Annotated in this window: 1 protein-coding gene; it reads right to left on the reverse strand. The window is 63.4% G+C overall.

The features are described from left to right. Nucleotides 1–42: 42 nt before the first annotated feature. Nucleotides 43–1,211, reverse strand: a protein-coding gene (locus tag ACH4U8_RS46020; protein WP_395784757.1) for an IS3 family transposase whose coding sequence is annotated in 2 segments (ribosomal slippage) — nucleotides 43–962 and nucleotides 962–1,211 — 1,170 coding nt in all. Because the reading frame shifts where the segments join, the coding sequence is not laid out codon by codon here. Nucleotides 1,212–1,278 lie beyond the last annotated feature (67 nt).

Below are 1,278 nucleotides of genomic sequence, written 5' to 3' on the forward strand. Positions count from 1 at the left end.
TGAGGTGCCCCGCGTTTTCCGGACGCCTTGTTCGCTGTCCTTTTATGCGGCGAGTCCGAGCTCGTGGTGGTTTTGCAGGGCTTCGAGTGGTGTGCGATAGCCCAGGGCGGAGTGGAGTCGTCGGCGATTGTAGAAGCCCTCGATGTATCTGACAACCTCGCGGCGTGCCTTCGCGTGGTTCGTGAAGACGTAGCGGTTGAGGCATTCGTTTTTCAGTGCGCCGAAGAAGGATTCGGCCATTGCGTTGTCCCAGCAGACGCCGGTGCGTCCGACCGATTGGCGCATGTCGAGGTGATCCAGGGTCCGGGCGAATTCCTGTGAAGTGTAGTTGCTGCCGCGATCCGAGTGGAAGATCGCGTCCTTCTTCATTTTCATGCGGCTGCGGGCCATGTCGAGTGCCGAGGTGACGAGTGAGGTTTTGTAATGGTCGGCCATCGCCCATCCCACGACGGCCTTGCTGTGGCAGTCGATGACCGTGGCGAGATAGAGGAATCCCTCCCACGTCGGAATGTAGGTGACATCTCCGACGAGTTTGGTTCCCGGCCGGTCCGCGGTGAAATCCCGGCGGACGAGGTCCCGGATGCGCGGGTGCGCGTCCCCGGGCAGCGTCGTGACGGCCCTCCACGGCCGGGGTTGGCAGGGCACGAGCCCCAGCTCGCGCATCAGCGCGCGGACCCGCTCCGGCGAGGCCCTCTCGCCGGAGCGGGCCAGGACGGCGTGCACGCGCCGATATCCGTAGGTCTCGTGATTCGCCGCGAATATCTCCTTGATCGCCGCGATCAGGTGTCGGCGTCGTCGCGCCGTGGCGGATTCCGGGCGGGTCCGCCATTCGTAGTATCCGGATCGGGAGACGTCGAGCCATCGGCACATGTCGGCGATGCGAAAGCTTGCCTTCTCCGCGTCGACGAGTTCGTAGCGGGAACTCACCGATGGTTGCGGGCGAAGAAGGCGCTTGCTTTTACCAGGAACGCGTTCTCCTCGCGGAGTTTCCGGTTCTCGCGTTCGAGTTCCCGTTCCCGCGCGGTCACGGGTTCATCGCCTCGCGGCGTCGATCCGGGATCCGTCAAAGACCTGCGGTATTGCGCGACCCAGTTCCCGAGCGTGGTGTCGTTGACACCCAGCTCGCGCGCGACCTGGATGATCGGACGGGGGCCGTCCAACACCAGGCGAACGGCTTCGTCCTTGAACTGCTGTGTATATCTCTTTGGCACGTGCTTTCTCTTTCCGGTTTCCTACAACCCTACGCGGGTCGCTGTCCGGAAGATCAAGGGCACCTCA

It is taken from the genome of Embleya sp. NPDC020886 (genome assembly GCF_044333915.1).
GTDB lineage: Bacteria > Actinomycetota > Actinomycetes > Streptomycetales > Streptomycetaceae > Embleya.